At 72.6% G+C, this 23,707-nt stretch carries 23 protein-coding genes; 16 read left to right on the forward strand and 7 right to left on the reverse strand.

The window, feature by feature from the left end; genetic code table 11:
- Nucleotides 1-28 precede the first annotated feature (28 nt).
- From ACQPXD_RS46465 to ACQPXD_RS46475, 3 genes are all read right to left on the reverse strand, one after another.
- Entirely contained in the window at nucleotides 29-3,151 is a 3,123-nt protein-coding gene (locus ACQPXD_RS46465; RefSeq protein ID WP_432829898.1) for an ATP-binding protein, read from the reverse strand.
- Between the two features lie 80 nt (nucleotides 3,152-3,231).
- Nucleotides 3,232-4,278, reverse strand: coding sequence for a S1 family peptidase (locus ACQPXD_RS46470; protein ID WP_432829900.1), 1,047 nt, complete (start codon nucleotides 4,276-4,278; stop codon nucleotides 3,232-3,234).
- A 116-nt stretch (nucleotides 4,279-4,394) separates the two neighbouring features.
- The gene (locus ACQPXD_RS46475) at nucleotides 4,395-5,189 is read right to left on the reverse strand and encodes a phosphatase (RefSeq protein WP_432829902.1); all 795 of its coding nucleotides are present in this window, start codon (nucleotides 5,187-5,189) and stop codon (nucleotides 4,395-4,397) included.
- 59 nt (nucleotides 5,190-5,248) lie between these two features.
- Here ACQPXD_RS46475 and ACQPXD_RS46480 point away from each other — a divergent pair, with 59 nt between their 5' ends.
- On the forward strand, nucleotides 5,249-5,878 hold the full coding sequence (locus ACQPXD_RS46480) for a hypothetical protein (RefSeq protein WP_432829904.1): 630 nt from the start codon (nucleotides 5,249-5,251) through the stop codon (nucleotides 5,876-5,878).
- A gap of 6 nt (nucleotides 5,879-5,884) precedes the next feature.
- Here ACQPXD_RS46480 and ACQPXD_RS46485 read toward each other — a convergent pair whose 3' ends face one another.
- Both ACQPXD_RS46485 and ACQPXD_RS46490 read right to left on the reverse strand, forming a co-directional pair.
- Entirely contained in the window at nucleotides 5,885-6,436 is a 552-nt protein-coding gene (locus ACQPXD_RS46485; RefSeq protein ID WP_432829906.1) for a Clp protease N-terminal domain-containing protein, read from the reverse strand.
- Nucleotides 6,436-6,669: a helix-turn-helix domain-containing protein gene (locus ACQPXD_RS46490; protein ID WP_432829908.1), complete on the reverse strand. Its 234-nt coding sequence runs from the start codon at nucleotides 6,667-6,669 to the stop codon at nucleotides 6,436-6,438. The genes ACQPXD_RS46485 and ACQPXD_RS46490 overlap by 1 nt, the downstream gene beginning before the upstream one ends.
- Nucleotides 6,670-6,734: 65 nt before the next feature.
- On the opposite strand from ACQPXD_RS46490, the gene ACQPXD_RS46495 reads away from it, so the two are divergent.
- From ACQPXD_RS46495 to ACQPXD_RS46505, 3 genes are all read left to right on the forward strand, one after another.
- Complete coding sequence (locus ACQPXD_RS46495) at nucleotides 6,735-7,736, forward strand: isopenicillin N synthase family dioxygenase (RefSeq protein WP_432829910.1); 1,002 nt, start codon at nucleotides 6,735-6,737, stop codon at nucleotides 7,734-7,736.
- A 100-nt stretch (nucleotides 7,737-7,836) separates the two neighbouring features.
- The gene (locus tag ACQPXD_RS46500) at nucleotides 7,837-7,965 is read left to right on the forward strand and encodes a hypothetical protein (protein ID WP_432829912.1); all 129 of its coding nucleotides are present in this window, start codon (nucleotides 7,837-7,839) and stop codon (nucleotides 7,963-7,965) included.
- Nucleotides 7,966-7,995: 30 nt separating this feature from the next.
- Nucleotides 7,996-9,141, forward strand: a complete 1,146-nt coding sequence (locus ACQPXD_RS46505) for an LCP family protein (RefSeq protein ID WP_432829914.1) — start codon at nucleotides 7,996-7,998, stop codon at nucleotides 9,139-9,141.
- Nucleotides 9,142-9,791: 650 nt separating this feature from the next.
- Here the strand turns inward: ACQPXD_RS46505 and ACQPXD_RS46510 are convergent.
- The gene (locus ACQPXD_RS46510) at nucleotides 9,792-10,277 is read right to left on the reverse strand and encodes a MarR family winged helix-turn-helix transcriptional regulator (protein WP_432829916.1); all 486 of its coding nucleotides are present in this window, start codon (nucleotides 10,275-10,277) and stop codon (nucleotides 9,792-9,794) included.
- Nucleotides 10,278-10,328: 51 nt separating this feature from the next.
- Here ACQPXD_RS46510 and ACQPXD_RS46515 point away from each other — a divergent pair, with 51 nt between their 5' ends.
- Together ACQPXD_RS46515 and ACQPXD_RS46520 are read left to right on the forward strand one after the other, a co-directional pair.
- Nucleotides 10,329-10,943 carry an NADPH-dependent FMN reductase gene (locus tag ACQPXD_RS46515; RefSeq protein WP_432829918.1) on the forward strand — a complete coding sequence of 205 codons (615 nt, stop codon included), beginning with the start codon at nucleotides 10,329-10,331 and terminating at the stop codon, nucleotides 10,941-10,943.
- Nucleotides 10,944-11,010: 67 nt separating this feature from the next.
- On the forward strand, nucleotides 11,011-11,865 hold the full coding sequence (locus ACQPXD_RS46520; protein WP_432829920.1) for an NAD-dependent epimerase/dehydratase family protein: 855 nt from the start codon (nucleotides 11,011-11,013) through the stop codon (nucleotides 11,863-11,865).
- A gap of 25 nt (nucleotides 11,866-11,890) precedes the next feature.
- On the opposite strand, the gene ACQPXD_RS46525 is transcribed toward ACQPXD_RS46520, so the two are convergent.
- On the reverse strand, nucleotides 11,891-13,081 hold the full coding sequence (locus ACQPXD_RS46525; protein ID WP_432829922.1) for a hypothetical protein: 1,191 nt from the start codon (nucleotides 13,079-13,081) through the stop codon (nucleotides 11,891-11,893).
- A gap of 198 nt (nucleotides 13,082-13,279) precedes the next feature.
- Here ACQPXD_RS46525 and ACQPXD_RS46530 point away from each other — a divergent pair, with 198 nt between their 5' ends.
- The 10 genes from ACQPXD_RS46530 to ACQPXD_RS46575 all read left to right on the forward strand — a co-directional run bounded on the left by ACQPXD_RS46530 (nucleotide 13,280) and on the right by ACQPXD_RS46575 (nucleotide 23,706).
- Nucleotides 13,280-14,950 carry a GspE/PulE family protein gene (locus ACQPXD_RS46530; RefSeq protein WP_432829923.1) on the forward strand — a complete coding sequence of 557 codons (1,671 nt, stop codon included), beginning with the start codon at nucleotides 13,280-13,282 and terminating at the stop codon, nucleotides 14,948-14,950.
- A 40-nt stretch (nucleotides 14,951-14,990) separates the two neighbouring features.
- Nucleotides 14,991-16,100, forward strand: coding sequence for a type IV pilus twitching motility protein PilT (locus ACQPXD_RS46535; protein ID WP_432829925.1), 1,110 nt, complete (start codon nucleotides 14,991-14,993; stop codon nucleotides 16,098-16,100).
- Nucleotides 16,101-16,110: 10 nt separating this feature from the next.
- Complete coding sequence (locus tag ACQPXD_RS46540; RefSeq protein ID WP_432829927.1) at nucleotides 16,111-17,343, forward strand: type II secretion system F family protein; 1,233 nt, start codon at nucleotides 16,111-16,113, stop codon at nucleotides 17,341-17,343.
- A gap of 118 nt (nucleotides 17,344-17,461) precedes the next feature.
- Entirely contained in the window at nucleotides 17,462-17,938 is a 477-nt protein-coding gene (locus ACQPXD_RS46545) for a prepilin-type N-terminal cleavage/methylation domain-containing protein (protein WP_432829929.1), read from the forward strand.
- A 26-nt stretch (nucleotides 17,939-17,964) separates the two neighbouring features.
- Nucleotides 17,965-18,753: a prepilin peptidase gene (locus ACQPXD_RS46550; RefSeq protein WP_432829931.1), complete on the forward strand. Its 789-nt coding sequence runs from the start codon at nucleotides 17,965-17,967 to the stop codon at nucleotides 18,751-18,753.
- A gap of 16 nt (nucleotides 18,754-18,769) precedes the next feature.
- Nucleotides 18,770-19,795: a type IV pilus assembly protein PilM gene (gene pilM / locus ACQPXD_RS46555; protein WP_432829933.1), complete on the forward strand. Its 1,026-nt coding sequence runs from the start codon at nucleotides 18,770-18,772 to the stop codon at nucleotides 19,793-19,795.
- Complete coding sequence (locus ACQPXD_RS46560) at nucleotides 19,792-21,108, forward strand: PilN domain-containing protein (RefSeq protein WP_432829935.1); 1,317 nt, start codon at nucleotides 19,792-19,794, stop codon at nucleotides 21,106-21,108. The genes pilM and ACQPXD_RS46560 overlap by 4 nt, the downstream gene beginning before the upstream one ends.
- Complete coding sequence (gene pilO / locus ACQPXD_RS46565; RefSeq protein ID WP_432829937.1) at nucleotides 21,108-21,665, forward strand: type 4a pilus biogenesis protein PilO; 558 nt, start codon at nucleotides 21,108-21,110, stop codon at nucleotides 21,663-21,665. Before ACQPXD_RS46560 ends, pilO begins: the two co-directional genes overlap by 1 nt.
- 8 nt (nucleotides 21,666-21,673) lie before the next feature.
- On the forward strand, nucleotides 21,674-23,089 hold the full coding sequence (locus ACQPXD_RS46570) for a putative Ig domain-containing protein (protein WP_432829939.1): 1,416 nt from the start codon (nucleotides 21,674-21,676) through the stop codon (nucleotides 23,087-23,089).
- Complete coding sequence (locus ACQPXD_RS46575) at nucleotides 23,086-23,706, forward strand: hypothetical protein (RefSeq protein ID WP_432829941.1); 621 nt, start codon at nucleotides 23,086-23,088, stop codon at nucleotides 23,704-23,706. Before ACQPXD_RS46570 ends, ACQPXD_RS46575 begins: the two co-directional genes overlap by 4 nt.
- The last annotated feature ends 1 nt before the right edge of the window (nucleotide 23,707 follow it).

Below are 23,707 nucleotides of genomic sequence, written 5' to 3' on the forward strand. Positions count from 1 at the left end.
CGGCCGGTCAGGGCCCATCAGAGGCCGATCAGAGGCCGACCAGCTCCAGCGCCTCGGCCCGCGGCAGGCTCCTGCCGCGGGCCAGCGCCGCGTCGAAGGCCGCGTCGCCCAGCTCGGCCCGCAGCGCCGCCAGCCGGGCCGTCCAGTCGGTGTTGGCCGCGTCGCGGGTGCCGGCCAGCCGCTCCGCCGCGCCGAGGATCGCCGCGGCCCGCTCCGGGTCGCCGAGGGCCCGGGTCAGGCCGGCGACGGCGACCGCGAGCCGACCGGCCACCGGCATGTCCCGCGCCCCCAGCGTCAGCGCCATCGCCTCGGCGAGCCCGGCGCGGCCCCGGTCGTGCTCGCCCCGGGCCACGTCCACCTCGGCCCGCCCGGCCAGCACGACCGCCTTGTACTGCGGCGCGACCGGCGCCGAGCGCTCCTGCAGCCGCCACGCCTCCGCGTAGCACCGCTCGGCCTCGTCGAGGTCGCCGTCCGCCCGGGCCAGGTGGCCGAGCTCCAGCATCACCTGCGAGACGTCGCGGGCGGCGCACCCGCGGTCGTCGGCGAGCGCGCGCAGCTGCGCCCGGGCGACCTCCGGGCCCTCGGTGTGCCGGCGCAGGACGGCCATGCTGATGCGCAGATATGCCTCGCTGGAGCGGATGCCGAGCTGCCGGTGCAGCGCGATCGACTCGTCGAGCATCGCCATCGCGGTCGCGAAGCCGCCGCGGCGGGCGTGGGCGTCGGCCAGGGACGCGAGCGTCATCGCCAGCCCCCATCGCTCGCCCACCCGGCGGAACTCGGCCACCGCCGCGCCGAGCTCGCGCATCATGCCGTCGATGTCGCCGTCGTTCTCGTGGAAGTGGCCGAGGATCGAGTGCAGCATGGCCCCGGACCAGCCGTCGACCCCGGCGGCAAGGCGGCCGCGGATGACCTCCGCACCGCGCTCGTTGTCGTCGCGGAACAGCAGCGCGACCGGCTCGACGAGCGGCACGAACGGGTGGCCCCCGGGCGGCGCGGTGGCGGCGATCTCGACCAGCTCCTGCAGCCGGTCGCCGGGCACCTGGAAGTCGCCGGCGATCCCGCTGGTGACCACGTGCATCGCGGTCACGACCAGCCGCAGGTCGGCCGGCACGCCGGGGTCGCGGCCGGCGCCGGTGGCGAGAACCCGCCGCAGCCACTGCGCCGCCTCGGCGTGGTTGTCGTCGAGCGTCCAGAACCAGCCGCCGGCCGCGCCGAGCCGGAACGCGGTGCGGGCGTCGCCGGTGTCGCACGCGTGAGCCACCGCGGCGTGCAGGTTGTCCTGCTCGAGGCGCAGCCGGTCGAGCCACTCCAGCTGCGCCCCGGTGCGCAGGTGCGGCTCGGCCCGCTCCAGCAGGGCCAGGAAGTGGGCCGTGTGCGCGGCCCGGGCCGGCCCCGCTCCCCCGCGCCGCACCAGCTCCTCCAGGGCGAACTCGCGGATCGTCTCCAGCATGCGGTAGCGGACCCGGCGGCCGTCGCCGGCCACCTGCAGCAGCGAGCGGTCGACGAGGGCGTCGAGCCGCTCCTCGGCGTCGGCCGCGCCGCTGACCGCCGCGGCCGCATCCGCGTCGAACGTGCCCGGGAACACCGCCAGCGCCTCGGCGAACGCCCGCTCGGCGGGCCCGAGCAGGCCCCAGCTCCAGGCCACCACCGCATGCAGCGTGCGGTGCCGCGGCAGGGCGGTGCGGCTGCCGCCGGTGAGCAGCCGGAACCGGTCGTCGAGGCGGGCCGCGACCTGCTGCGGGGTGAACGAGCGCAGCCGGGCCGCGGCCAGCTCGATGGCCAGCGGCAGCCCGTCGAGGCGGCGGCAGATCTCCACGACCGCCGCGGCGTTGTCGCCGGTCACCGCGAAGCCGGGGCGCACGGCCGCCGCCCGGTCGCGCAGGAGCTGCACCGCCGGCGAGTCGGCCGCGGCGCCCCCGGCGCCGGGCAGGGGCAGCGGGCCGACCGGGAACAGCGTCTCGCCGAGGATGCCCAGCGGCTCGCGGCTGGTGGCCAGGATGTGCAGCTTGGGGCACCGCCCGAGCAGCTCCTCGCCGAGCCGCGCGGCGGCCTCCACGACGTGCTCGCAGTTGTCGAGCAGGAGCAGCAGGCCGGGCCGCGCCAGCGCCTCGGCCAGCCGGTCGAGCATGTCGCCGCGGCGGGGCCGCATCGCGCCCTCGGCCGGGACGAGGCCGCCGGCGGCGAGGGTGCGCAGGACCACCGCGGGAACATCCGCCGCCTCGGTCACCGGCGCGAGCTCGACCAGCCACGCCCCCTCGGCCAGCCGGCCGCCCAGCGCCGCGGCGACCGTGGTGGCCAGCCGGGTCTTGCCCGCGCCGCCCGGGCCCACCAGCGTGACGAGCCGGCAGTCGCCGACCTGCGCGGCGAGCCGCTCGACGTCGCCGGCCCGCCCCACGAAGCTGGTCAGCGGCGCGCGCAGGTTGCCGGCCCGGGCCGGGCCGGCCTCGGCCCGCAGGACCGCCAGGTGCGCCGCGCGCAGCTCCGCCGACGGGTCGACGCCGAACTCGTCGGCCAGGCGCCGCCGGCACTCCTCGAACACGGCCAGCGCCTCGGCCGGCCGGCCGTCGGCGTGCAGTGCCCGCACGAGCAGGGCGACCAGCCGCTCCCGCAGCGGATGGGCGACGACGAGCTCCTGCAGCTCGGCGACGGCGCCGTGGCCGGGACCGGACGCCTCGATCAGGTCCTCGGTCGCGCTCAGGCGCAGCTCCTCCCAGCGAGCGAAGACGGCCTCGTCGACGGCGGGCGGCCCCCGCCAGAGATCGAGGGCCGCGCGCAAGGACCGGACCGCGCCGGGCGGGTCGCCGGAGCGCAGCGCGCGCCGCCCCTCGGCGACGAGCCGCTCGAACCGGCCGGCGTCCACGTCGTCGGGGCGGAGGTCGAGCCGATAGCCGCCGGGGCCGGACTCCAGGGCCGGATGCCCGCCCAGCGCCTTGCGCAGCCGGGACACCAGCGACTGCACCGCGTTGGCCGGGTCGGCCGGAGCCGCCGGCCCGCCCGGCGGCCACAGCGCGTCGGCGAGCCGGTCGACCGGGACGAACCGGCCGGGCTCGAGCGCGAGGCGGACGAGCAGGGCGCGCAGCCGGGCGCCGCCGACCTCGACCGGCCGGCCGCCGACTTCGACCGTGAGCGGTCCGAGCAGCCCGATGCGCATGCCTCCACTCTGCCATCGGGGTACGACAAAAAACGGGGGCCGGGCGCAGCGGCGCCGCCCGGCCCCCGCTCACCGCGCGCTTAGTAGATGCTCACGCCGTAGACGCTCAACGGCTCGGTGACCGGCTGGAAGTAGGTCACGCCGCCGCTGCTGCAGTTGCCGCTGCCGCCCGAGGTGAGGCCGATGGCCGCGGTACCGTCGAACAACGAGCCGCCGCTGTCGCCCGGCTCGGCGCAGACAGTGGTGCGGATGAGGCCGCTGACCCGGCCCTCAGCGTAGGTCACGGTCGCGTTGACCTGGGTGACGCTGCCGCTGTGCACGCCGGTGGTGCTGCCGCTGCGGCGCACGCTCTCGCCGACGTAGGCGTTGGCCGCGCTGGTGATCTCCTGGTAGGAGCTGCCGCTGAGGAACACGTTGCCGGCGTGCGTGACGCCCGAGGCGTAGCGCACGATGCCGTAGTCGTTGCCCGGAAAGCTGGTGCCCGCCCGGGTGCCCAGGACCGAGCCGCTGCTCGTGGTCCAGGTCGAGCCGATGTTCGTGCAGTGCCCGGCGGTCAGGAAGTAGTAGGTGCTGCCGCTGACCACGTTGAACCCGAGCGAGCAGCGCGCGCTGCTGGTGTAGATCGCCTGGCCGCCCGAGATCGTCGGACGCAGGGCGCTGCCCAGCCGCTCGACGCGGGCGCCGCTGCCGAGGCTCGCCACGAGGGTCTCGAGCGTCTTGACATGCTCGGCCGGCACGGTGCTGTCGATGGAGACGACGACCTGGTTGGCGACCGGGTCGACGGCAAACGCCGTGCCGGGGACCGCGGCCTTGCTGTCCAGCGTCGCGGTGATCTTCGCCAGCTCCGCGCCGCTGTGCTCGACCTTGCGCGCGACGGCGCCGCTTGCCTCCACGCTCGCGGCGGTGCTCGCATCGGTCACGGTGACGACCATCTTGCCCAGCTGCTGGTCGTAGTAGGACCCCGCGGTACGGGTGCCCAACTGGGTGACAAGGGCATCCACGGACCGGGCGGTCAGGGCGGGTGCGTCCTGGGCGGCCAGCGCGGCGGAGGGTGCCGCCACGGCGCCGGCGGCCAGGCCGGCGGCGATGGCCGCGATCAGCCTGGACGAGCTCCTGGTGGGTCTCACATGAGCCTCCCCTATATCGTTGCCGATAGATATCGGCAACGTCCGATGTTTCCATCGGGAAGGAGACCCACACAAGATTCTCGGGCGAATTACCCCATAGCACCCGTGTCATATCGTTACCGGCCGATCGCGACGCCCTCCAGCAGGAAGTCGTTGACCGGCCAGTACAGGTGCGGCTGGACGTTGTCGTCGATCGGCACCGTCACCGACACCCGGCCCTCGGCCTCGCCGATGAACAGCGCCGGATCGTTGCTGTCGGCGAAGGACACCACGTCGAGCCCGGCCGCCGCGGCCGCACCGGCGAACCCGTGGTCGGCGACGACCAGGTCGGGCGGCGCCTCGCCGCGCGCCTCCAGGTCGGCCAGCATGGCCCGCATGCCGTCCGGCGAGTGGGTATGCCACAGCGCGATCGCCCGCTCCGCCGCGACCGCCACGCCGCCGATGTAGCGCACCGCCAGGGGGAACTCGCGGTGGTCGTAGCGCCCCGGCCCGGCGAACACCGCGCCGGCCGCCGGCTGCAGCAACTCGCACCCGGCCGCGCGCAGCGCCGCGGCGATCGCCAGGTGCACCTCGATGATCCCGGCCGGGTGGCCGGTCGCCACGATGACCCGCTCGCGCCGCTCGGCGGCCAGGCGCAGCCGGTCGCGCATGCGCTCCAGCGCGCGGACCGTCTTGTCCGGGTCGATCACGTCGGTGCCGGTGGAGCGGGCCGGGTCGGGGTCGATGCCGACCCGCTCGGCCATCACCGCCAGCACTTCGGGCAGCGTCCAGGTCTTGAGTGGTACCAGACCGAAGACGTAACCCTCGCGCCCTTCGGCGAAGGCGGCGGCGTTGCCGTGATTCGAGGCCCGGGTGGTCTCGACATCGCCGGCGAGCAGGGCTTCGCGAAGATGACTCACAAGCTGGCGCATATGACCCATGGTAGGGACGGGGCCCGGCGCGGCCGAGGAAAGCGGCTTAAGGTCACAGTATGGCGGACATCTACCTCGAGACGGGTAAGAAGAAGGTCTTCGCCGGCAGCCTCGACTGGCCCGGCTGGGGCCGGTTCGGCAAGAGCGAGGAGGACGCGATCGAGGCGCTGGCCGCCTACGGCGCCCGCTACGCGCCGATCGCGGCGGCCGCCGGCTACTCCTTCCCGGCCGCGCCCCGGCTTGCCGTCGCCGAGCGGGTGCCCGGCACGGCGACCACCGAGTTCGGCGCGCCGGACGGGCGGCCCGAAGCCGACGGCACCGCGGTCACCGCCGCCATCGCCGGCCGGCACACGAAGCTGCTACGGGCCGCGTGGGCCGCCTTCGACGCCTACTCCGCCACCGCGCCCGAGTCGCTGCGCAAGGGCCCGCGCGGCGGCGGCCGGGACCGCGACAAGATGATCGACCACGTCATCGAGGCCGAGGGCGCCTACGCCCGCAAGATCGGCGTCAAGCTTCGGCAGCCGGCGATCGACACGCTGCGCGAGGAGGTCATCGCCGTGCTGGGCCAGCCGAGCGACGGCGGGCCGCTCACCCCGAACGGCTGGACCGCACGCTACGCCGCCCGCCGCTTCACCTGGCACGTCCTGGACCACCTGTGGGAGATGCAGGACCGCTCCGAGCCGGAGTAGGAAAGGTCAGGCCGCGTTGCGCAGGGCGGTCAGCACGAGGTCCACGGTGCGCTCGTAGGTCATGCCCTGCTCGCGCAGCAGCCGCCCGCCGGCGCCCCGCTCCTCCTTGAGGACGCCCAGCAGGAGGTGCTCGGTGCCGATGTAGTTGTGCTTCATCGACAGCGCGACCCGCAGCGACAGCTCGAGGGCCTTCTTGGCGGCGTTGTTGAATCTGGTCGGCGCTTTGGAACGGCGGAAGAGGAATCCCCCGCGCTCGGCCGGCTCGGCCCGCTCCAGCGCGCCGGGCCCGAAGGTCTGCTCGACGCTGGCCCGCACCGCGTCGAGGTCGATGCCGATCGAGCGCAGCGCCGCCGCGTCGTCACCGGCGGCAACCGTGGCGCGCACCGCTTCGTACTCGATCCCGGACGCACGCAGCACCGTGTGCCCGACGCCGCCGTCGGCGCGCAGCAGCGCGAGGAGCATGTGCTCGGTGCCGATCATCGGGTGGCCGAGCGCGTCGGCCTCCTCCTTGGCGCCCTTGACCACGGCCCGGGCCCGGTCGGTGAACCGCTCGAACATCAGTCTTCCCCCTTCGGCGCCGGCGCCCGGCCGGCGTGCTTCTTGTGGACGGCCTGCCGCGACACGTCGAGCGCGTCGGCGATCTCCTGCCAGGACCAGCCCTGCCGGCGTGCGTTGTCGACCTGGAGCGCCTCCAGCGCGTCGGCCAGCCGGCGCAGGGCGACCGCGGCCCGCAGCCCGACGCGCGGGTCCGCTCCGGCCGCCGCCGTGGCGAGGTCGTTTGCCTCCGTCATGCGTCAACCTTAGTTGACAACTCCGGGACTCGTCAACCTCGGTTGACAGGCCTACGCTTCGGGGCATGACCGATCTCCCCGTCATCGACATCGCCCAGCTGGTCCGCCAGGGCTCCGACGAGCGCGCCGCGCGCGAGATCGAGGCGGCCTGCCGGGCCAGCGGGTTCTTCTACGTCAGCGGCCACGGCGTCGACCCGGCGCTGATCGCCCGCCTGGACCGCCTGGCCCGCGAGTTCTTCGCCCTGCCCGAGGCCGAGAAGCTGGAGATCGCCATGGCCCGCGCCGGCCGGGCGTGGCGGGGGTTCTTCCCGGTGGGCGGCGAGCTCACCTCCGGCGTGCCCGACCAGAAGGAGGGGCTGTACTTCGGCACCGAGCTGGGCCCGGACGCCCCGCAGGTGCGCGCCGGCCTGCCGCTGCACGGCGCGAACCTCTTCCCCCGCCAGGTGCCCGAGCTGGGGGGCACCGTTTTGGAGTACCTCCAAGTGATGACGACGACGGCGCAGGCCGTGCTGCGCGGGATCGCGCAGAGCCTGGACCTGCCGGCCGACTACTTCGAGGCCGGGTACACCGCCGACCCGACCGTGCTGTTCCGGATCTTCCACTACCCGCCGACGCCGCCGGACAGCACCGCCTGGGGCGTCGGCGAGCACACCGACTACGGCCTGCTCACGCTGCTGCTGCAGGACGACAACGGCGGCCTGCAGGTGCGCACCCGCCCCGAGACCTGGGTCGACGCCCCGCCGGTCCCCGGCACGTTCGTGTGCAACATCGGCGACATGCTCGACCGGATGACCGGCGGCTGGTACCGCTCGACCCCCCACCGGGTCCGCAACGTCAGCGGCAACGAACGGCTCTCGTTCCCGTTCTTCTTCGACCCCGACTTCGCCGCCGAGGTCCCGCCGCTGCCGGGCCGGGCCGGCACGGGCGGCGACGGTGTCCGGCGGTGGGACGGCGCGGATCTTCGGGCATTCACCGGTACCTACGGCGAATATCTCGTGCGGAAGGTGGGCAAGGTCTTTCCAGAACTTGCGGCAGCACCCGTTACCCGGCAGCAGTCCGGCTCGTAAAACCCACGAAGGGTCCCGCGAGCCCTGGCACGATGGCGGGAGCAAACCTGTCCGCGGTGTTCGTAGCGTAGAAGTCACCACACCGCACCAGGAGGCGACGATGACCACCCCGACGTCCACCACCACGACCCGCAAGCTCACCAAGCTCGACAGCGAGCAGGGCATGCTGCTGTTCCTGGCGGCCGTCGTCCTGATCAGCGTCATCGCCGTGATCGCCGTCGGCGGCTGAGCCGCCCGACCCCGACAGGAGCCACCGGACGTGTTACGCCGCAGCCGCCGCGACCCGCGGTGGGCAAGCACGCTGGTGGTGCTCGGCGCACTGCTGATGATGCTGGCCGGCGGCGCCTTCGTCGCCAAGGACGTCTTCGCCGGCTACGTCACGAGCAACCTCCAGCAGGACGACCTGATCGTCCCGGCCGCGGAGCAGCAGGGCCGCCACGCGACCATCAGCGGCGCGAAGACGATCCTGCTCGTCGGCATCGACCCGCGGCCGGACCAGGACCCGGCGGAGGCGATCCGGTCCGACTCGATCATCGTCGTACACATCCCGGAAGACCATCGGTCGGCCTACCTGATCTCCATCCCGCGCGACACCTGGGTCACGATCCCGCCCTTCGACAACGGCCGCGCCAGGTACCTCGGCGGCCACGACAAGCTCAATGCCGCCTTCGCCGAGGGCGGCATGAAGCTCACCGGCAAGGACCAGCGCCGCCACGGCATGTCACTGCTGGCCGCCACGCTCCGCGAGAACTGGGACCTGACCTTCGACGCCGCCGCGATCGTCGACTTCGCCGGCTTCACCAAGGTCGTCGAGGTGCTCGGCGGCGTCGACATGTACGTCGACCAGGAGACCCGGTCGGTCCACATCGGCCACGACGCCAAGGGCGAGACGAAGGTACCGTACGAGCAGCGTTTCAACGCCTCCGGCGGCACCGACCTGATCCCCGTCCCGGGCGTCACGCCGCAGACCTACCATGTGGGCTACCAGCACCTGGAGGCGTGGCAGGCGTTGGACTACGTCCGCCAGCGCGACACCCTGCCCAACAGCGACTACGACCGCCAGCGCCACCAGCAGCAGTTCATCAAGGCCGTGTTCCGCGAGATCGCCGGCCGCGACGTGCTGACCGACCCGGCCAAGCTGAAGCAGGTGCTGGACGTGGTCGGCCAGTCGATGACCATCGACTCCGGCGGCATCGCCCTGGAGGACTGGATCTTCGCCATGCGGGGGATCCGCGGCGAGAACCTGCTCACGGTGAAGTCGAACAACGGCACCTTCCACGGTTCGGCGGAGCAGCCCGGCGCCGAGTCCCTGGACGACAAAACCCTGGCCTTGCTCGCCGCCGTGCGCACCAACACCCTGGAGACCTTCCTGGCCGCCCACGTCGACATGGTCAGCACCAGCTGAGCCATACGGGCGGCCGACCCCTGCTCGGTCCGCGGCGCCAAGAGCGAAACGAAAAGTCGGGCGCTCCGCGCCGCGACTTTTCGGACTTATACCCCGACAGGAGAAATATCCGTTACGGGGGCTATTGCCCCAGCCTGGGCGGGCCGGAGCGAACGGATCTCTCCGCGATCATGCACGTTGCCGCAGTCGCACCACGGGTTTGCCATGATCGCGGAGACATTTGGTACACGGGGGTACATGTTCACTCCGTGATCACGAAAAACCGATGGTGTCGGTGGCGGGTCCGGCATGATCGCGGAGACTTCCGGTCGCAGCGGGCGCCCGGGGTGGCACTCGCCACGATCGGTAGCAGCGCGACGGTTCCGCCGGCGAAAGGCAACCCACGGGCGGGCCGGTACCCCGAGGCGGGCCGACCCGCAAGCGCACGACGCGAGGCGCGCCGGGGTGGAGCGGAGCCGCGACGGCGCGACGGCGAAGGCGGCAGGGCGACGGCGGTAGGGCGGCGACGGCGCGACGGCGGTGGGGCGGGGCCGACGCGCAGACCGGCACGGGCACGGGCGGGCCGGCAGCGTGAGGCGGACGGCGCGCAGGCGGGTGGGATTGGGTCGGTGAAAGTGGGGCAGGGGCGGAGTTGCTCGCCGGTCGGGGGATCAGGCGGGTTGTTCGCGGAGGTGGGCGAGCACCGTGTCGGTCAGGTCGCCCAGGATGCGGAGTTGGTCCTCGGTCAGCAGGTCGATGAAGTGCTCGCGGACGGCGGCCACGTGGTCGGGGGCGGCGGCGTGCAAGGTGGCCATGCCGTGGTTGGTGAGCACGATGAAGGCGCCGCGGCCGTCGGAAGCGCACTCCTGGCGGGTCACCAGGCCGCGCTGTTGCATGCGGGTCACGTGGTGGGACAGGCGGCTCTTGGACCACAGCATGCGGTCGGCCAGCTCGCTCAGCCGGATGCGGTGGTCCTCGGCGTCGGACAGGCTCGTCAGCACGTCGTAGTCGGGTTCGGACAGGCCCTGGTCGGCGGCCAGGCGGCGGGCCAGCTGCAGGTCGAGCAGGGCGCGCATGCGGCGGTAGCCGAGCCAGGCGCGCATCTCGTGGTCGTTCAGCCAGCGCGGGGGGCGGGTGGTGGTTGGGGTGTCGTCCACCTCTCAATGGTAGTTGTTGACGCATCACCAATCCAGTGTCACTATCGTGACATGTCAACGATCACCGGCGAAGCCGAGACCACCGACCTGACCGCGACGCTGCCGCGGCTGGAGATCATCGTTGCCAGCACCCGGCCGGGGCGGGTCGGGCGGGTCGTGGCGGACTGGTTCACCGCGGAGGCGGAGCAGCACGGCGGGTTCGACGTCCACGTGACCGACCTGGCCGAGCTCAACCTGCCGCTGTTCGACGAGCCGCACCACCCGGCGCTGCGCCGCTACACGCACCAGCACACGCTCGACTGGAGCGCGACCATCGATGCGGCCGACGCGATCGTGTTCGTGACACCCGAGTACAACCACAGCTTCACCGCGCCGCTGAAGAACGCGCTCGACTATCTCTCGCAGGAGTGGCGCGACAAGCCCGCGGCGTTCGTCAGCTACGGCGGGCTCTCGGCCGGCACCCGCGCGGTCTACGCGCTGCGGCCCGTGGTCAGCATGCTCGGCATGATGGCGATCAACCCCGCCGTCGCGGTGCCCACCCGGGCCCACATCACCCCCGAGCGGCAGTTCCAGTCCGACGCCGCGCTCGAGGCCTCCGCGAAGCTGGTCCTGGACGACCTCGCCCGGCTCGCGCCCGCCTTCGCCGGCCTGCGGGCGGCCAAATAGACAGCCGGCCCTGCGGGCGGCCAAATAGACACCGGCCTGACACCACCGGCATGACAGGATTCTGGACATGTCGCGGATCGTGGTCACCGGAGCGTTTGGCAAGACCGGGCGGGTGGTCGTCGCCGACCTGCTCGCCCACGGATATGACGTCGTCGCCACCGACGCCGTCGGGCCGGCCGGGCACCGCAGCGTCGGCGACCTGGGCACCCCGCTGCTGGTCGCCGACCTGACCGACTACGGCCAGGCGGTCGAGGTGCTGCAGGGCGCCGACGCGGTGGTGCACCTCGCCAACATCCCGGCGCCGGGCATGTTCACCCCGGCGGTGACGTTCAACCGCAACTCCGCCATGAATGCCAACGTGTTCCTGGCCGCGCAGGCGCTCGGGCTCGGCCGGGTGGTGTGGTCCTCGAGCGAGACCACGCTCGGGCTGCCGTTCGAGATCCCGCCGAGGTATGCGCCGATCGACGAGGACCACTTCCCGTTCCCGACCACGACGTATGCGCTGTCCAAGGTCGTCGGCGAGACCCTCGCCCGGGAGATCTCCGGCTGGAGCGCCATCCCGTTCGTCGCGCTGCGGCTGTCCAACGTGCACACCGAGGACGACTACGCGGCCGTGCCCGGCTACTGGGCCGACGCGCACGCGCGCAAGTGGAACCTGTGGGGCTACGTCGACGCCCGGGACGTGGCCGCGGCCTGCCGGCTGGCGCTGGACGCACCGATAACCGGCGCGCAGTCGTTCGTCATCGCCGCCGCCGACACGATCATGAACCGCTCGTCGGCCGGGCTGCTGGCCGAGGTCTTCCCGGACGTGCCGGTGCGCAAGGACCTGGGCGAGTTCGAGACCCTGCTGTCCGTCGACCGGGCCCGCGAAGTGCTCGGTTACTCCCCGGCCCACTCGTGGCGGGATCATGTGCAGCGCTGACCCAACGACTCACGTCCACGCGGCATCACGGCTCACGGGACAGCAGCTCCAGCAGCACGGCCAGCGCGGCGGGCGAGTCGAGCGAGGCGCGGGCCAGCAGCGTCAGGTTGTGCTGCTCGCCGTCCGGACCGACCAGCACGCCCGCCGCGGCCGGGTGGACCCGGCGCCAGCCGCGGGCGATGAGGGCCGCCTCCGCGACCACCACGACCGACGGCGTGCCGTCGAGTTCCTCGCGCTCGACCGGTGGCTCCGGCTGCGCCGGCCAGTTCGCCGCCACCAGCTCGTCGAGGCGGGTCAGCAGCACCTCCACGACCTCGGCCGGGCCGATCGGCGGGCGGCGCAGCAGCGTCGCCACCTGATCGCTCACCATCCGGGCCTGGCGGGCCAGCCAGCTCGGCCACTCCTCGTCGGGCACCGCGGCGAAGGTGACCCACTGGCCGGGGTCGCGCTTGAGGACCTGGCGGGCCAGCTCGCGCTCGACGTCGGGCGGCAGCGGCACCATGGGTACCGAATCGGCGGCCCGTAAAGCCACGTGCGCCGGGGACAGCGACGAGATCGCCCCGGCGAGGCTGGGGTGGCGGGCCATCAGCGCGGTCCGGGTGTCGTCGTCCAGGGTCGCGATCACCGAGCCGGCCCGGATCGCCTCCCGCCACCCGGTGTGCAGGTCCTGGACCGCGGCGCTGGTGCGCTGCCACACCTGCTCCTCCACGTCGAAGGCCAGGTCGGCGAACTCGAACGCGGCCAGGTCGGCCTTGGCCACGGCCCGGGCCGCGGTGTGCAGGCCGGAGGCGCTGCTGGCGGCCTGGTCGGCCTTGCGCTCCAGCGCCGCGGCGAAGTCACGGGTGGCCCGGGCGATCGCCTCGGTGCGGGCGGTCGGCGCGATCGACAGCGGGTCGACCGCCTCCTCGAACAGCGCCCGCAGCCGCACCACCAGGTGGGCCCGGCGGTGGTCGACGATCGCGAGCTCGTGCGCGACCAGCGCGCGAACCTCGTCGACGGCCAGGCACTGCAGCAGCGGCAGCCCGATGAGCAGCAGGCGCCGCCGGCGGCTGGCCCACGACCGGATGGTGCCGTAGCCGGTCAGCAGGATCGCGTCGGGCTGGGCCACGCCCACCCGGGCGGCCACCTCGGCGACCAGCGCGTGCAGCTCGGCCTGGATCGCGGATGGCACGCCGGGATACGGCGGCTCGCCCGGAGCGCGGCCACCGTACCGCATCAGCAACCACCGCGCCCGCCAAATGCTGATATTGCCGGGCAATCCGCTTCTGGGTTCGTCCACAACGGCAACCGACACAGCGAAGCATCCTCACGACGACGCCGCGAACCGTCAACGAGTGCGGCACCCGCGCCCGGGGTGAAACCCGAAAGTCACCCGGATAGCGGCCGATAAGTCCTCCGGTGACACGGGGGTGAGATGTACCAGACGTTCAGGCCGTTACTGGACGCGCTGAAACAACGCGGTGCGGACGCGCAGGCCGTCGACCGGGCGGCCGATGAGGCCGAGCGCACCGGCCGGTCGATCCGCGCCGTGCTCATCAACGACCACATCGTCACCGAGGAGCAGCTGACCGAGGCGTCCGCCGACGCCTACGGCATCGCCACCCTCGACCTGGTCGGGTATCCGATCGATCCGGCCGCGGTCACCAAGATCCCGATGGCGCTGGTGCTGAAGCACCGGGTGCTGGGCATCGCCCTCAGCGAGCACGAGATCACCGTCGGCATCACCGACCCGGGTGACGTGGTCGCCCTGGATGACGTGCGGGCGGCGACGGGTCTCACGGTGCGGCCGGTGGTGGTCGCCCGCTCCGAGCTGCGCAAGATCATCGACCGGCTCAAGCGCGAGGAGAACGACCTCGGCGAGGTCGCCGAGAGCCTGCGGGCCGAGGCGGTGCCGGCGGTGTCCAACCTGACCGCGGTCAACGAGGACGCGCCGATCGTGCGGTACGTCAACTCGCTGCTCGAGCAGGCGATCGTCAACCGCGCCTCGGACCTGCACCTGGAGCCCGGCGAACACAGCATGCGGGTTCGGTACCGCATCGACGGCGTCCTGCACGAGGTCGACACCGTGCCCAAGCACGTCCAGTCGGCGCTCATCTCGCGACTCAAGATCATGTCGAACGTCGACATCACCGAGCGGCGGGTGCCGCAGAACGGCCGGATCACCGTCGAGATCAACCAGCGGGTCGTCGACCTGCGCACCGCGACCCTGCCCACGGTGTGGGGCGAGAAGATCGTGCTGCGCGTGCTGGACACCGGCGGCATGGACCTCAAGCTGGCCAAGCTCGGCTTCAGCAAGGCCAACTACGAGCGGTTCTCCACCTCGTTCAGCAAGCCGCACGGCATGCTGCTGGTCACCGGCCCGACCGGCTCGGGCAAGTCGACCACGTTGTACGCGACGCTGGCCGAGATCAGCAAGCCGACCGTCAACATCATCACCGTCGAGGACCCGGTCGAGTACCGGCTGCCCGGCGTCAACCAGGTCCAGGTCGACAGCAAGGCCGGGCTGACCTTCGCCGCCGTGCTGCCGGCGATCCTGCGCTCCGACCCCGACGTGGTGCTCATCGGCGAGGTCCGCGACCGGACCACCGCGCAGCTGGCCGTCGAGGCGGCGCTCACCGGCCACCTGGTGCTCTCCACGCTGCACACCAACGACGCCCCCAGCGCCGTCACCCGCCTGGTCGAGATGGGCATCGAGCCGTTCCTGGTCGGCTCCTCGGTCGACTGCGTGCTCGCCCAGCGCCTCGCGCGCCGGCTGTGCGACTGGTGCCGGACCGAGTACGCCCCCTCGGAGGCGGAGCTGATCGGCGCCCGCTGGCCCTACGACCTGCTCGGCACGCCGCCGACGCTGTGGCGGCCGGTCGGCTGCCGGTCCTGCGCCAACACCGGCTACCGGGGCCGCATCGCGCTGCACGAGGTCATGCCGGTCTCGCCGGACATCGAGAAGCTCGCCATCGAGCGGGCCTCCGCGCACGAGATCCAGGCGGTGGCGTACCGCGAAGGCCTGCAGGACCTGCGCATCGACGGGCTGGCCAAGGCGGCGGAGGGGCAGACCTCGATCGCCGAGGTGGTCCGGGTCGCGGTGTGAACCGGCTCAGATCGCGCCCACCGCTGCCGATACGTCTGGCGTGACCACTGCGCTCGCCTCCAAAGTGCCCACCAGCGACGAGCGGGCCTCGCTGGACGCGATGCTCGTGTCCCTGGTCCGGGTCGGCGGATCCGACCTGCACCTGACCGTCGGCGCGCCGCCCACCGTGCGCATCAACGGCGACCTGCGGTACCTGCCGGGCTATGACGACCTCACGCCCGAGGACACCGAGATGCTGGTGCGCGCGGCCGTGCTCAATGAGGCGCAGTGGCAGCAGTTCCTGCAGGTGCAGGAGCTCGACTTCGCCTACGCCATCGAGGGCGTCTCCCGCTTCCGGGTCAACCTCTACAACCAGCGCGGCTCCTACGGCGCCGCGTTCCGGGCGATCCCGCACACCATCAAGCCCCTGGACCAGCTCGGCGTGCCCGAGCAGGTGGCCCGCTTCGCGCACCTGCACCGCGGGCTGGTGCTGGTCACCGGCCCGACCGGCTCGGGCAAGACGACCACCCTGGCCGCCGTGCTGGACCTGGCCAACCGCACCCGCTCGTCGCACATCGTCACCATCGAGGACCCGATCGAGTTCCTCCACGAACACAAGCGGTGCCTGGTCAACCAGCGCGAGGTCGGCGCCGACACGCAGTCGTTCGCGCTGGCGCTCAAGCACGCCCTGCGCCAGGACCCGGACATCATCCTGGTCGGCGAGCTGCGCGACCTGGAGACCACGTCCACGGCGCTGACCGCGGCCGAGACCGGCCACCTGGTGCTGGCCACGCTGCACACGCAGAGCGCGGCGCAGACCGTGGACCGGGTCATCGACATCTTCCCGCCGCACCAGCAGCAGCAGATCCGCGCGCAGCTGTCCAACGCGCTGCAGGGCGTGGTGACGCAGGCGCTCGCGCCGCGCGCCGACGGGCAGGGCCGCGCGATCGTCACCGAGATCATGTTCGCCACCCCGGCCATCCGCAACCTGATCCGGGAGGGCAAGAACCACCAGATCCCGTCGTTCATGCAGTCCAGCGGCAACGAAGGGATGCTCTCGTTCGACCAGCACCTGGCCGAGCGGGTCCGCCAGCAGCTCATCACCTACGAGACGGCACTGGAGCTGTGCCACTCGGCGGAGGAGTTCCGCCGGCTCGCCGGCCGCCAGTGAGGCAGTGACCATGGCTGATACCAAGACGTTCGAGTACCAGACGATCGGCCACGACGGGAAGCGCACCAAGGGCCGGATCGAGGCCTCCAGCGAGCTCACCGCCGCGCAGCAGCTGCGCCAGCAGGGCCTGACGCCGCTGTCCATCACCAGCGCCGACACGCTGATGCGCCGCGACATCCGCATCCCCGGCCTGGGCGAGCGGACCTCGCTCAAGGACCTGGCGGTGTTCGCCCGGCAGTTCGCCACCATGACCCAGTCCGGCATGTCGCTGCTGCGCTCCCTCGCCGTGCTGGAGGACCAGGCACCCAAGGCGCCGATGAAGAAGGCGCTCGGCGAGGTGCGCTCCGACATCGAGGGCGGCACATCGCTGTCCGGCGCGCTGGGCAAGCACCCCAAGGTCTTCCCGGCGCTGATGGTCGCGATGATCCGGGCCGGCGAGACGGGCGGTTTCCTCGACAACGCCCTGGACCGCATCGCGACCAACTTCGAGAAGGACGCGTCCCTGCGGGGCAAGATCAAGAGCGCGCTGACCTATCCCGTGATCGTCCTCGCCTTCACCGTCATCATGATCAGCGCGGTACTGATCTTCATCGTGCCGATCTTCGAGAAGATGTTCAAGCAGCTGGGCGGCGAGCTGCCGCTGCCCACCCGGATCATCGTGAACATCAGCCACACGCTGTTCTGGCTCGGCCCGGTGCTCATCGTCGCCGCGATCGTCATCACCACCGGCTTCCGCCGGCTCATGGCCGCCAATCCGGCCGTGCGGCTGTGGTTCGACAAGGTGAAGCTGCGACTACCGGTCTTCGGGCCACTGTTCACGAAGATCGCGCTGAGCCGCTTCTCGCGCAACCTGGGCACCCTGCTCGGTGTCGGCGTGCCGGTCCTGCAGGCCCTCGACGTCGTCGGCGCCACCACCGGCAACACCGTCATCACCGCGGCCATGACCGACCTGCAGCAGGCCGTGCGCGAGGGCCGCCCCATGTCCAGCCAACTGGGACGGCACAAGGTTTTCCCGCCCATGGTGGTGCAGATGGTCGAAGTCGGCGAAGAGAGCGGCCAAATCAGTCAGATGCTCGAAAAGGTCGCCGATTTCTACGACCGGGAGGTCGACAGCGCGGCCGAGGCGCTCACCGCGTCCATCGAGCCGATCATGGTGCTCGTCATGGGCGGCGTGGTCGGCGGCATGATCGTCTGCCTGTACCTGCCGATGTTCTCGATCTACCAGAACATCCAGAGCAACTGAACGGCACCGCGAGCGGCAACGGCGACGAACCCGGCGATGCGGTTACTGAGAACAGCACACACCTGGCGCCAGGCAGCGCGGCCCCGCCACTTTCCCGAACACCCCCAGGAGGCTCTCCATGACCCAGACGCTGCGCAGGATGCAGAAGAAGCGCGCCGCCGGCGACGGCGGGTTCACCCTCGTCGAGCTGCTCGTGGTCGTCGTCATCATCGGCGTGCTCGTCGCGATCGCGGTGCCGATGTACCTCAACTACCGCAAGGGTGCGGCCAACAAGTCGGCGGAGTCCGACGTGCGCGCCGCGGTCAGCGCCGTCGAGCAGTTCTACACCGAGAACGGCAACAAATACCCGGCCGACGCCCACGCCGAGGACGGCGCGAATGTCACCTTCGCCGCCCTCGCCACCGGCGCGAGTCCCCAGACGGCCACCCTCTCGCCCGGCAACAGCATGCAGTACAAGAACAAGGGCGACGGCAGCTACCGGATCTGCGCCCAGAACGCGGACGGCAAGGACGTCTACATCTACGATTCCGCGACCGGCGGCTCGGTGAAGAAGGCCGCGCACCAGGACCTCCAGGGCTGCATCGACAACGGCTGACCAGGTGAATGAGGAAGGAGCCGGCAATGATGTTCGTCCTCGTCGTCGTGGGCGTGGTCGGGCTGGCCGTCGGCTCCTTCCTCAACGTCGTCATCCACCGCGTTCCCCGGGGCGAGTCGCTGCTGCGGCCCGCCTCGCACTGTCCACAGTGCACGGCGCCGGTCCGGCCCTGGCACAACGTCCCCGTCCTAGGCTGGCTGCTGCTGCGCGGCCGGTGCGCCGACTGCGCCGCGCCGATCTCCGTGCGGTACCCCCTGGTGGAGCTCGGCACCGCCGCGCTGTTCGTGGCGGTCGCCGCCCGGGCCGGCGGGCTGGGCTGGTGGTCGCTGCCGGCCTGGCTCTACCTCGCCGCGATCGCCGTCGCCCTGGCCCTGATCGACCTCGACGTGCTGCGCCTGCCCAACGCGATCGTGCTGCCCTCATACGCGGTGGCCCCGCTGCTGCTCCTGCCGGCCGTCATCGCCGAGCGGGACTGGGCGGCGGCGCTGCGGGGCGTGCTCGCGATGGCCGTGCTGTGGACCTTCTATTTCCTGCTTTCCGTGGTGTACCCCGGGGGAATGGGCTTCGGCGACGTCAAGCTCGCCGGCCTGCTGGGTCTCTACCTCGGCTGGCTGGGCTGGTCCTCGGTCGCCGTCGGCACGCTCGCCGCGTTCGTCCTGGGCGGGATCGCCGGCCTCGCGCTCATGGCCGCCGGCCGGGCCGGCCGGCGCACCGCGCTGCCCTTCGGCCCGGCGATGCTGGCCGGCGCGCTGCTCGCGCTGTTCGCCGCCGCGCCGATCACCCACTGGTACTCGTCCCTGCTGGTCCCCGCGTAGGTTGTGAAGGAGCACGATGGCCGCTGTCAACCTGATCGGCCTGGACATCGGGACGGTGTCCATCCGCGCGGCGGAGACCGGCGACGGCAAGGACGGCCCGATCATCAGCAACTTCGGGCACATCCTGCTGCCGCCCGGCGCCGTGCAGAACGGCGCGGTCCAGGACGAGCCCGCCGTCACCGCGGCGCTCAAGCAGCTGTGGGCGACGTTCAAGTTCCGCAGCCGCAAGGTCGCGCTCGGCGTCACCCACCCGCAGGTCGTGGTGCGCGAGACGACGGTGGCGAACCTGCCCGCGCGGGAGATGCGCAAGGCGCTGCCGTTCCAGGTTCGCGACGCGCTGCCGCTGCCGCCGGAGCGCTCGCTCATCGACTTCTACCCGCTGGAGGCGCCCGGCGCGGCGGACACCGTGCGCGGGCTGCTCATCGCCGCGCCGAAGGAGCCGGTGCTGGCCGCCATCCGGGCCGTGGAGGCGGCCAAGCTGCACGTGCAGCGGGTGGACCTGGCCTCCTTCGCGCTGCTGCGCGCCGCGTCCCGGCTCGACGATCAGGTCGAGGCCCTGGTCGACATCGGCGCCCACGCGACCAGCGTCGTGGTGCACCACGACGGCGAGCCGCTCATCGTGCGCACCATTCCCCGCGGTGGTACCGAGATCACCAAGACGGTCGCCGACCGCCTCGCCATCGGCCTGCCGGAGGCCGAGGAGCTCAAGTGCCGGGTCGGCCTCGGCCCGGGCGCCGACCCGGCGAGCGCGGCGGTGCTGCGCGACGCGGTACGCCCGCTGATCAACGAGATCGGCAACTCCTTCGCCTACCTCACCGCGGGCGGCCGGCAGGCCCGGGTGAGCCGGCTGGCCCTGTCCGGCGGCGGCTCCATGCTGCCCGGCCTGCTCGCCGCCCTGCACGCCCAGCTCGGCGTCGAGGTCATCGCGGTCGACCCGGTGATGCGCCTGCGCGGCCTGCGCCGGGTGCGCCGGCGCAGCCTGGAGCAGGTCCGCGCCTCCGCCGCGATCTCGGTCGGGCTGACCCTGGGGGTACGGGCATGAGCGCGCCGGCCGGGTGGGAGGAGCCGGAGCGGCGGCTCACGGGCATCGTCCTGCCCTCGTTCGACGACCCCGACCTGGAGCACCTGGACGAGGTGGAGCGCGACCGCCGCGCCCGCGCCGCCGCCTCGCCAGCGGCCGGACCATTGGCCGGACCATTGGCCGGACCATTGGCCGGACCGACCGCCGAGCCGATGGCCGGGCCGGACGGTCCCCCGGTCCGCCTGGTGCCGGCCGGCCCTCCCCCGGCCTGGCCGCCGCCCGAGCCCGCGGACCGCACGCCCTTCGCGGAGCCGGGGCCGGAGCTGGAGCCAGACCTGGAGCTGCGGCTGGAGCCTGCGTCGCGGCCGGACCCGGAGCCGGCTCTGCCGCGGCGGGAGTTCCCGCGCTTCATCCACGGCGAGCTGGTGCCGCCCGTCGATGAGCCGCCCCCCGCCGATGTGGCTGCGGAGACGTGGACGCCCCGGCCGACCACTCCCCGCGAGGAGCGCACGCCCACGCTGGCGGAGCCGCAGCCAGGACCCGAGCCGGACGAGCGGGTGACGGCGCCGCTGCCCGTCGTGCCGGCGGCGCCGGATCCCGTGGTACCACTGGCGGAAACACCGTCGCCGCGAAGGCCCGGGCCCTGGGACACCGCGCCGCATCCGGCGTTCCCGGAGGCCACCGCGCGGATGTTCCGCATCCTGCCCATCGCCGCCGACCTGCTGCCGCTGGAGATCAGCGAGACCCGGCACGCGCGGCGCGTCCGGCGGCTGGTGGTCGCCGGGGTCGTGCTGGTCGCGGCGCTCGTCGTGGCCTGGTACGGCCTCGCGGTGCGGCAGTACGACGCCGCGCAGGAGGACCTCGGCCGGGCCGACGACACCCGGCAGGGCCTCATCCGCGACAAGAACCGCAACTACGGCGAGCTGACCCGGACCAAGACCCAGGCGGACGACATCGAGGCGCGGCTGCGCAAGGTGATGGAGCGCGACCTGTCCTGGTCCCGGCTGCTCGCCGCGGTGCGCGCCGCGGCCCCGGCGAACGTCGCGGTCACCGGCGTCACCGGGTCGCTGAGCCAGGACACGGCCACGGGCCCGTCCGCACCGCCGACCGACACCGTCGGCGCGCTCACGCTGACCGGCACCGCGCCGTCGAAGAAGGCCGTCGCCGACTACGTCGACGCGCTGACCAAGGTGACCGGCGTGGCCAGCCCGTTCCCGACGGACGCGACGCAGGAGGAGGACGGGGTGCGGTTCACCATCAGGATGGACGTCACGAAGGCCGCCCTCGGCGGCCGCTTCGCGGCGCCGTCGGCGAGCGCCAGTGGGGGCAAGTGATGCGCCCCGACCGCCTGTGGCTGCTCGGCGGCGCGCTCTGCGCGCTGGCCATCGTCGCGTTCGGCTACTTCTTCCTCATCGGCCCGAAGTACGCCGACGCCGGCACGACGCGCTCCGACACCGCCGACACCCTGGCCCGGATCGGCGACCTGCGCGCCGAGCTGCGCCGGCTGCAGCAGCAGAAGGAGCAGATCGGCACGCTGCAGGCCACCCTGGAGCGGGACCGGGCCGCGCTGCCGGCCGCCGACTCGGCCTCGGCGTTCCTCAAGGAGTTGCAGGACGCGGGCGTGGCGGCCGGCGTCACGGTCAGCGGCGTCACCCTCGGCAGCGCCGTGGACCTCAAGGCGCTGGCCGGCTTCGAGGTGTACGCGCTGCCGGTGAGCCTCACCGTGGCCGGCCCGACCGACAAGATGAACCCGTTCCTGGAGCAGCTGCAGCAGTGGCAGCCGCGGGCGGTGCTCATCTCCAGCGTCAACTTCGCCCCGAGCAGCGCGGCGAACGCGGACCGCTCCGCCGTCACCGTCAACCTGCAGGCGTTCTACGCCCCGGCGAGCTGAGCGCCGCCGTGCCGCCCGATCCCCGCCGCGACGACGGCTTCAGCCTGGTCGAGACGCTCACCGCGATCGCCGTCATGGGCGTGGTAATGACCGCGCTCACCACGTTCTTCGTGTCGGCCACCAACACGGTCAACAAGCAGCGCGGCCGGCAGATGGCGATCCGCATCGCCAGCGACGGCATCGAGCTGGTCAAGTCGATGAACGGCCCGAGCCTCGCCGCCGGGCGCGGCGCGCAGGCCGTGGCCGAGCAGTTCAAGAACGACAAGGTGCCCGGCCTCGACCTCGCCGCGCTGCAGTTGACGATGGTCCCGGCGACGGACCCCGGCGCGGCCGGCAAGTCCCCGGTGCTGCCGCTGGACGAGGCGGTGCCGGTCAACGACGCCGTGTTCACGCGGCACTATTTCGTCGGCACCTGCGTGATGGATCCGCGGCTCGCCGGCAACGCCCCGTGCGGGGTGTCGGCGCTGGTCGCCAACCCGCTGTCGTTCTACCGCGTGGTGGTCGCGGTCACCTGGCAGAACACCCGCGCCTGCACGTCCGACAGCACGCAGCGCGGCGTGTGCTCCTACATCACCGACACGCTGGTCGCGGCGGCCACGACCGACCCGGTGTTCAACCCGGGCGTCACGGTGGTGCCGCCGCTGCCGGACAACCCCGGCAACCAGACGAGCGAGGTGTCGGTGCCGATCACGCCGCTGAGCCTGACCGCCACCACGTCGTACCCGCCGGTCACCTGGTCGGCCGACGCGCTGCCGCCGGGCCTGACGATCACCAACGCCGGGGTCGTCAGCGGTACCCCCACCACCGCCGGCACCTACGTGGTGCGGGTCGCGGTGCAGGACAACGCCAGCAGCAACGACGCCTCGTTCAACTGGGTCGTGAAGGCGGCCCCGGCGATCACCCAGCCGCCGAGCCTGACTTGGACCTCGGGCTCCGCCGTGGCCTACACGATGGCGCTCACCGGCGGCACGGCGCCGTTCACGTGGACCGCGACCGACCTGCCGCCGGGGCTGTCGATGAGCTCGGCCGGCGTGATCGGCGGCACGCTCGGGGGCGGCACCCGCTTCCTGCCGACCATCACCGTGCGCGACGCCCTCGGTGTCACGAACGCGCTGGTCGTGCCGATCAACGTCACCGTGTCCGGCACCGGGCTGCGGATCACCGCGCCGACGTCGTCGGCGCCGGACAAGACCGGCACCAAGGGGCAGTCGATCACGTCGTGGACGGCGACCGCGACCGGCGGCACCGCGCCGTACACCTGGACGATCACCGGCGCCCCGACCGGCATCGCCCTCGCGAACACCAACAACACCGCCGTGCTGACCGGGAAGCCCTCCGCCACCGGCAGCTTCGTGGTGACGCTGACGGTGACCGACCGCAACGGCGCCGCCGCCTCGTTCTGGTTCGTCTGGAAGATCTCGTGAGCCTCCGGCAGCGGGTGCGCGATGCGGCCCGCCGCGGCGACGACCGCGGCATCACGCTCGCCGAGCTCGCCGTCACCACCGGGATCATGTCCGTGGTCATGGCCATCTTCACCACCGGCGTGGTGCAGCTGTTCCGGGCCAGCGACAAGAACGAGGCGGTCGCGCTCACCCAGGCGCAGCTCAACACCGCGTTCCTGCGCCTGGACCGGGAGCTGCGCTACGCGGCCGGCTTCGGCCCGGTGCACACCGACACGGCCGGCAACGTGTTCGTGGAGTACGTCAACACCGGCACGGCCAGCGGCACGCCCGAGTGCGCGCAGCTGGAGCTCTACACCGCGACCGGCACGCTGCGCCGCCAGGCGTGGCCGCAGCAGACCGGCCAGCGGCCACTGAACCAGTGGGCGGTGCTCGCCAACAACGTGATCGTCGCCAAGAGCTCGTTCGCGCTGATCCGGCCCACGGAGAACACCGCCTTCCAGCGGCTGCGGGTGGTGCTGGCGGTGGCCACCAACCCGGGCACCGGCCACACCGAGGCGACCTCGGACCTGACGTTCACCGCGCTGAACAGCAAGTCGAGCACCGACCCGAGCACGATCTGCCCGGAAGCGAGGTCCTGAG

The organism is Dactylosporangium sp. CA-092794 (assembly GCF_050948465.1).
Lineage (GTDB): Bacteria > Actinomycetota > Actinomycetes > Mycobacteriales > Micromonosporaceae > Dactylosporangium.